5 protein-coding genes and 1 pseudogene are annotated in these 7,178 nt (G+C 55.6%); all 6 read left to right on the top strand.

The features are described from left to right. Positions 1-413: 413 nt before the first annotated feature. The 6 genes and pseudogenes from ectB to I6F16_RS34560 all read left to right on the top strand — a co-directional run bounded on the left by ectB (position 414) and on the right by I6F16_RS34560 (position 7,125). The gene (gene ectB, locus I6F16_RS34585; RefSeq protein WP_225174428.1) at positions 414-1,676 is read left to right on the top strand and encodes a diaminobutyrate--2-oxoglutarate transaminase; all 1,263 of its coding nucleotides are present in this window, start codon (positions 414-416) and stop codon (positions 1,674-1,676) included. A 42-nt stretch (positions 1,677-1,718) separates the two neighbouring features. Continuing rightward, positions 1,719-2,609 carry a crotonase/enoyl-CoA hydratase family protein gene (locus I6F16_RS34580; protein ID WP_225174421.1) on the top strand — a complete coding sequence of 297 codons (891 nt, stop codon included), beginning with the start codon at positions 1,719-1,721 and terminating at the stop codon, positions 2,607-2,609. Positions 2,610-3,162: 553 nt separating this feature from the next. Continuing rightward, complete coding sequence (locus I6F16_RS34575) at positions 3,163-3,894, top strand: hypothetical protein (RefSeq protein WP_225174420.1); 732 nt, start codon at positions 3,163-3,165, stop codon at positions 3,892-3,894. A 477-nt stretch (positions 3,895-4,371) separates the two neighbouring features. Beyond that, positions 4,372-4,598, top strand: a pseudogene (locus tag I6F16_RS34570) (transposase domain-containing protein); the annotation flags it as partial. Between the two features lie 286 nt (positions 4,599-4,884). Further along, positions 4,885-6,174 carry an aminotransferase class I/II-fold pyridoxal phosphate-dependent enzyme gene (locus I6F16_RS34565; protein WP_225174419.1) on the top strand — a complete coding sequence of 430 codons (1,290 nt, stop codon included), beginning with the start codon at positions 4,885-4,887 and terminating at the stop codon, positions 6,172-6,174. A 168-nt stretch (positions 6,175-6,342) separates the two neighbouring features. Continuing rightward, entirely contained in the window at positions 6,343-7,125 is a 783-nt protein-coding gene (locus I6F16_RS34560) for an SDR family NAD(P)-dependent oxidoreductase (RefSeq protein WP_225174418.1), read from the top strand. Positions 7,126-7,178 lie beyond the last annotated feature (53 nt).

Below are 7,178 nucleotides of genomic sequence, written 5' to 3'. Positions count from 1 at the left end.
GCCCAAAAGCAAAATCCCAAAACGCAGGAAAACGAGGTCCAGCACCCCACTTTCCTGCAAAATCGAATACTACATCAAGACCAATTCTGCTTACTTCTCAGACCGACCCGTATTCTTCACGGACGACTATGTAATCACGCATGGCGCCCCCCCGAGCTCGTAGGTGCCTTTTCATGAAGATGGTCCAATTGTCCGAAGTTGGAAGCATCCGTTAAGTGACAGATCATGCCTGGCTCTTGCCCCCAGCGCCCCTACAAGCCCTGGTAGCTTCTTTGTTCCCCTATCTCAGGTAACTAACCGCGGAGGAAGGCCTCCGGAGAGCGTGATCATGCTGAGTTAGGCCTGCCCATTCGTTTACCCACTCGCTTGTTGGAGGGCAACACATGGCTGGAGCGACAAGCGTGTCACGCAACATGGAAACGTTGGAAGCGCTGGAATCTCGCGTGCGCGCGTATTCACGTTCGTTTCCGGCCATTTTCTCCCGAGCGTGCGGCTCAATCATGCTGACGGAGGATGGCCGAAAGGTCGTCGACTTCCTCTGCGGTGCTGGAACTCTCAACTACGGCCATAACAATCACCGGCTCAAAGCTGCTATTTCCGATTACCTGGCATCGGATGCCGTAATCCACGGCCTGGACATGGCCACTCCTGCGAAGCTCGAGTTCATTGAGACTTTCAACTCTCTCATACTTCAAAGACGTGATCTGCAGTACCGCTTCCAATTTACAGGGCCGACCGGCGCCAATGCTGTTGAGGCAGCAATAAAGCTCTCGCGCAAAGTCACAGGACGTCAGAATATAATCTCGTTCACGAATGGCTATCATGGAATGAGCTTAGGAGCGATTGCAGCAAGCGGTAATCGTTATTACCGCACGGCCAGCGGCGTCTCCTTGTCCGGCGTAACTTTCATGCCTTACGATGGTTACCTTGGGCCGGACGTCGATACAGCGGAATATTTGCAAAAATTGCTGAGAGACGAGAGTAGTGGCCTTGATCGTCCAGCCGCCATTCTTCTCGAAACCGTTCAGGGTGAAGGCGGCATCAACGTAGCGCGCAAGGAGTGGCTGCAGTCGATCCAAACTATTGCGACGAGCGCGGGCGCGCTGTTCATAGTTGACGACATCCAGATGGGCTGTGGTCGCACAGGCGAGTTTTTTAGCTTCGAGTTCGCAGAGTTGTCGCCGGATATCGTCGTTCTGTCGAAGTCGCTGAGTGGCTACGGTCTGCCGCTATCCATGTTGTTGATCAAGGAGGAGTGTGACGCATGGCAGCCAGGCGAGCACACGGGCACATTTCGAGGAAACAACCTCGCGCTCGTATCTGCAACGGCAGCATTAGATCTATATTGGCGGGACGATATCTTCTCACAGGGAGTTCAGCGAACGGGAGAAGTTATGCGCCATCGACTTGAGGCCATAGCCGCCCGGTATGGAAACAGATTTTCCGTTCGAGGACGAGGAATGGCTTGGGGCTTTGATTGTTTAGTGCCCGAACTAGCGGCAAATGCCGCATGCAAGGCCTTCGAAAAAGGACTGATTGTTGAAAGATGCGGACCCGTCGATCAGGTTGTTAAGTTCCTGCCTGCACTCACGATCGACTCTGAAACACTGAATGACGGTCTCGACATATTCGAGCATTCATTGGACGAAGCGCTGAAACAGACTAGGCCGTCGTGACCTGGGTCTAGACTTGGGTCTCCAATAGGTGAAAGAAATGCTATGGCGTACGAGACGATCAAGTATGAGATTGCCGAGCGAATCCTCACGCTTACGTTGAACCGGCCGGAGAAGCTAAACGCGTGCAATTCCCTTATGGAGCGCGAAATTGTAGATGCCTTCGACCGTGCCGACGGAGACAGTGACGTCCTCGCGATAATTGTAACCGGCGAAGGCCGCGCCTTCTGCGCTGGCGCCGACCTTTCCCTTGGAGCCGATACGTTCGATCGTGACGTGCGGCGCGGGCCAGTGAAGCGGTTGCCCGATGGCAGGGTGGATTACAGCGATCCCTCAGTCAGCGACGGAGGTGGCAAAATTGCCATGCGAATCTTCAGGTCTCTCAAGCCTGTGATCGCTGCTGTGAACGGACCTGCCGTCGGCATGGGCGTAACCATGCAGCTTGCGATGGACATTCGGATCGCGTCCGAGGCCGCACGCTTTGGCTTTGTATTCTCCCAGCGTGGCTTGGTCTCAGAAGGGGCCTCTAGCTGGTTTTTGCCTCGCGTCGTCGGCATAGCACAGGCACTCGAGTGGTCTTACACTGGGCGGATATTTACGGCGAAGGAAGCGCTTGCCGGCCGCCTGGTTAGCAAGATCGTGCGTGCCGATCGGCTATTGCCGACCGCGCGTGCCCTCGCCCACGAAATCACGGAGAAGACCTCGCCAGTCTCGATCACGATGATCCGGCAGCTGATGTGGCGCATGTTGGGCGCCGATGATCCGATGGAAGCCCATAAGATCGAAAGCCGCAGCATGTATTCGCGCGGCCGCTCCGCCGACGCCAAGGAAGGCGTCACGGCGTTCCTGGAAAAGCGGCCGGCTGTGTTCAAAGACAGGGTACCGGCTGATTTGCCGGACTTCTTTCCATGGTGGACTGAGCGGGAGTACCGATAACCATTGATTTTTCGTTGTTCGGCCTATCGCGACCGCTCGACGGCCTTCTACACCGGACGCTTGGTCAAAAAAATAAAACGGTCAAAAAAGAGTGACACACCCGTTGGACTGAAGTTTAAGCAGGCCTTTTGATTAACGGAACAGCGCGCGTTCGGGCTTTCCCAAGACAGAGGAGCTGCCGGCCTGCGATTGGTTGTCTTTGAATTCAGTGGATCTCACGCGCGACCTTCGCGAAACAAACGCGCCCAGAAAGCTTTTATGCTGGGGGAAGGATGGTGCTGTAGCAACGCTGGAATGCCGTTGTTCTCACGTATGCGAGTGATCAAAGCGCCATATATTTGAGGTGGCTTCTGACACATCATCGCTGCAGGCCGATTGCCCGAATCGACACGTCCACTGGCGAGTCATGTCGTAGCTCGCCTGATGTTAATCGTGCCAACTCCATTTCCTCGTCCTCCGTCGTCCTTACCGGAGTTGGTAGTGGCCTGATCCATGACCAGCCTTTATCGTGAACTTGCTGTGGCGCGGCTGATCAAAACAGGATAGTTTGCAGATGAAACGCCTAGTTAACCCTTTGAACGTCTCGCGCTTCATTCGAAGATACGACGAAGCCGCTGCTCAGAAAGGTATCAAGCTTTCGATCGGGTTCGATTTTCGCAAATATGTATCGATTACAAAAACGCTTCCGACTAAACCGCCGACATATCCAACGTTCCGCCCGGATCGCTCGCTCATTAGACCAGGTGAGGGATACTGGATTATTGGCCTCGACAAGAACGATGAAGTCGCGCTTGTGCAGGCTGCGCGGCTATTTGACCTTTCGCACAGCAATTTTGCAGAGCATCTTGAATCGCTGAAGGCATTCTATGCTGATCCTGCGACACAGGCACACCCTGAGGATCGTTGTAGTTGCACGGCGCCAAGTGCGAAGAAGATCAATGGAAAAGTGGCGTACCACGGGGATTTCTGGTTGCGCAAAGACTTTCGAGGACAGGGCATGCCTGAGATCATGGCTGCCGTATTGCGTGGCGTGTCGTTCTCAATGTGGGCTCCCGACTTCCTCGTTGGACTTCCTGAGCGCTGGCTACTGTCTAAGGGCGTTATTGCGCAGTACGGACATCTACATTGTGAGCCAGGCGGGTCGGTGCTGCATCTGATAAAAGAGGATATTGTGGCCGACGATCTACTTGCCTGGTTAACTGGTGATGAGTTGGAATGTCTTGTCAATCGCCAGGAGAGGAGCGAGGTAGCGTTGTGCTGGGGAGTCTCGGCACTACATTTCTAAAGACAGGCAACAAGCCACGCTAGCCGCGTGCCTATCAACGCTCCGGCATACAGGAGGCAATGGCTGTGAAGATGTCGGCGGCTAGCGCTACGACGGAAATGTCGCGGCTCGCAAGGACAGCGAGCTAGTCAGTCTGGTCAAAGGTCGTAAGGCCAAAGAGCGGAGATCTCGCCAAGGACGCTGATGCTCCGGGAGGCAATCGCAATCGGCGATCTGAGAGTGGCTGGCGAACGTGCGCGCTCGATCTGAGTCAACTAGTAGCGTGAACAGCGTTCCAGTGAAGTTCGCATAATGGTAGGACTCTCGCAGCTTGGGCGAAAAAGCCAAAGACAGATTCGCTCGCGCGCGGAGGGTGTTCCTCTGACGGCACGTCGCGAGTACGATCGAGCGCAATCCAGGTCCACTGTATGTCGAGCGCGGAATAGGCATCTATCTATTCGATATCGACGATAACCAGCTTCTCGATCTCAATGGCAACGTTACGTCGCCGTGGGCAGACGAAAATAGACCTTCGCCGGGTCCGATGAGGGCGGCCGGCGTGCGGCTGCCATTTCAGTCTCATCGCCACCGCCAAACTCAATGATATGGACCCGCAGGCTTGGCTTGCCCACGTGCTGGCGCGCCTGCCGGATCACCCTGCCAAGCGCATTGACGAACTGCTGCCTTGCAAGTGGCAGCCTCAAAGCGTCGCTCAGGCCGCTTAAGTGCGATCAGCCTTCCGCCAAAAACGGCCTAGCCGGGGGGCGTCGCGGGATGCGTACCTTGATAGCTCACTTCTAAAGGCGGCGCTCAGTCGCTGCACGTTGAGCACTGCAGCGTTCCTATTTGATCTAGTAGCTGCGAAATTGACCTGCCATGTGTAAGTTCGCATCTCTTCGAGAAGGCTGTTCCTCGGGAAATGTAGAGAGTCCGCCCGACTTCGCAAAACCGCGTACCGTACCGAATTTCAGCAACCTGGAGCGCACGCCTGCAGAGGGAATGGAGAGCGACATGAAGCAGCAGATCGTGCCCCCTGAAGGTGGCCGCCCGAAAGGGCACTTTCGGAACACCGCATACGTCATCAACAAGAGTAGGCAATTTTTTGATGCAGCTCACAGCGCTGGTCTCATGGCTGTTCAAGGACGTTCTACGACCGGCCGCGCATTTGCGTTAGGCACCGGTCCACTTGATGATCGGCCGGAGATAATTGATTTTGTACGGTGTTCCTACCTGGGGCTGGACAATCATCCTTTGATCGTAGCTGGCGCGATCGAGGCGATAGAGGCGCACCGATCGCTGCACTGGTCTTGCGCTCGAACCCGACTCAATTTCGATTTCCTGGCACAGCTCGAGGTCAATCTGTCGGAAATGTTCCGCGCGCGTGTGATCGCCTTTTCAACCGTCATGCTCGCAAATCTTGGAGCCATGCCCATTCTTGCTTCTGGCATGTTGACAGAAGGCGCGAAGCCGGTTGTCGTGTTTGACCGTAATGCGCACCTCTCGCTCGCGTATCACAAGCCAGTCGTTGCAGACGAGACGCGAGTGGAAACCATTGCGCACAATGATATTGACGCTCTCGAAGACTTGTGCCGCAAACACTCGGTAGTTGCCTATGTTTGCGATGGTGTCTATTCGATGGGGGGGAACGCGCCCATCAAGGAGCTGCGCGAGCTCCAGGAACGTTATAAGCTCTTTTTGTATATTGACGATGCGCACGGCATATCGCTATTCGGACGCCATGGGGAAGGATTTGCGCGCACTCAGTTCCCCGAGGCTTTGGGCGATCGCACAATCATCGCAGCCTCGCTCGCCAAGGGATTCGGAGCATCGGGCGGCATGTTGATGCTGGGAACGGCCGAGCAGGAAGCTCTTTTTCGACGTTACTCTATTCCCTATGCATTCTCGGTGGCACCCAATTTGGCAGCGGTTGGTGCGGCGCTGGGCTCTTGTAAGATCCACCGCTCGGCAGAACTCGGCGAACGTCAGAAGCAGTTGGGGCAACGGATCAAGGTGTTTGACGATCGTGTAGCGACGGTCGAGCAAGGCAGTTCACTTCCAATCAGAATGGTTCCTATCGGATCGGAAGCCAAGGCGATTGCGGTGGCACGTGAGCTTCTCGATGCCGGTTTTTACACCTCCGTGATCTTCTTTCCGACCGTCGCCCAAGGGAACGCAGGCGTTCGAGTGTGTGTTACGGCGGATCACGAGGTTGGCGACATAGAACGGCTGTGTGACTGCATTCTGGACAGAGTACCAAAGGCCATTGTCGACAAAGCAGCAAGGACCGTGGCGCAATGCTAGGATCGCCCCCCGGCAGGGAGGCCACGAAGCAGGACGGCTGCAATGAGGTACACCTATGGCAACGCAGGACATGAGCGTTCATTTAGCTGTGGACACTGTGCTTTCCTGCGAAGGACATCTCCCCCTCGTTGAGCGCAACGGAAGGCGCTCCTTTCGACCGTCTGAACCATGTTAACAGGAAAGCTGAGAGAAGGTGATCCGGGCGTTGCCCTCGTGACTGGAGGAGCACGCGGCATCGGACTTGAGATCGTGCGACGGTTCTTGACGGATGGCTATCGAGTGGCCTTCGTGGCGACACAGACGAAGAATGTGCAGCATGCGCTCGAAAGCCTCGGCTATTTGGAAGATCGCGTTTGTGCGGGGGTAGTCGACGTCACTCAGCAAGCTGAGGTGACCCGATTTGTTGATCAGATCCAGCGACGGTGGGGCGAAATAACAGTTTTGGTAAACAATGCCGGAATCTCTCCAAAGCGCGTGGACCAGAACGTCCCCTGGCTTTCGCAAATGTCGCCTCAGGAATGGGCAAGAGTCATCGATGTCAATCTAAGCGGCCCGTTCTTGCTAATGCGTCTCTTAGCACCATCAATGATCTCTAATGGCTATGGACGCATCATCAATGTTGGCTCTCTGGCGGGCCGCGCCGTGCCGTTGATCGCAGGTCCGCATTATGCTGCATCGAAGGCGGGATTGGTCGGGTTAACCCGCGCTGCTGCACGTGATCTCGCGCCATACGGTGTTACGGTCAATTGTATCGCCCCGGGTCGGGTTCTCAGTGATCTAACTGGGCCGGCGGAAGCCGCGGTGAACCGTTCCGCCCTCAGCCGCATTCCTGTAGGGCGTTTTGGAAAAGCCGAAGAAGTGGCGGACCTCGCTGCCTTTCTGGCGTCACCGGGGGCGTGCTTTATTACGGGTGCGACGATCGATATCACGGGAGGCGAGTTCGCTGCCTAGCTGATGAGCGTCGTTACGGCGCAATAGGTTCTTCATGCCCTACATTGAGTTCC

The organism is Bradyrhizobium sp. IC4060, assembly GCF_020193715.1.
Taxonomy (GTDB): Bacteria; Pseudomonadota; Alphaproteobacteria; order Rhizobiales; family Xanthobacteraceae; genus Bradyrhizobium; species Bradyrhizobium yuanmingense.
Note: the sequence above shows the minus strand (reverse complement) of the source record. Positions and strands in the feature narration are given on the sequence as shown.

Bases quoted from the DNA above. Each gene is read 5' to 3' on its own strand.
- I6F16_RS34580 (WP_225174421.1), top strand. From the start codon at position 1,719: ATGGCGTACGAGACGATCAAGTATGAGATTGCCGAGCGAATCCTCACG.
- I6F16_RS34560 (WP_225174418.1), top strand. From the start codon at position 6,343: ATGTTAACAGGAAAGCTGAGAGAAGGTGATCCGGGCGTTGCCCTCGTG.
- I6F16_RS34575 (WP_225174420.1), top strand. From the start codon at position 3,163: ATGAAACGCCTAGTTAACCCTTTGAACGTCTCGCGCTTCATTCGAAGA.
- ectB (WP_225174428.1), top strand. From the start codon at position 414: ATGGAAACGTTGGAAGCGCTGGAATCTCGCGTGCGCGCGTATTCACGT.
- I6F16_RS34565 (WP_225174419.1), top strand. From the start codon at position 4,885: ATGAAGCAGCAGATCGTGCCCCCTGAAGGTGGCCGCCCGAAAGGGCAC.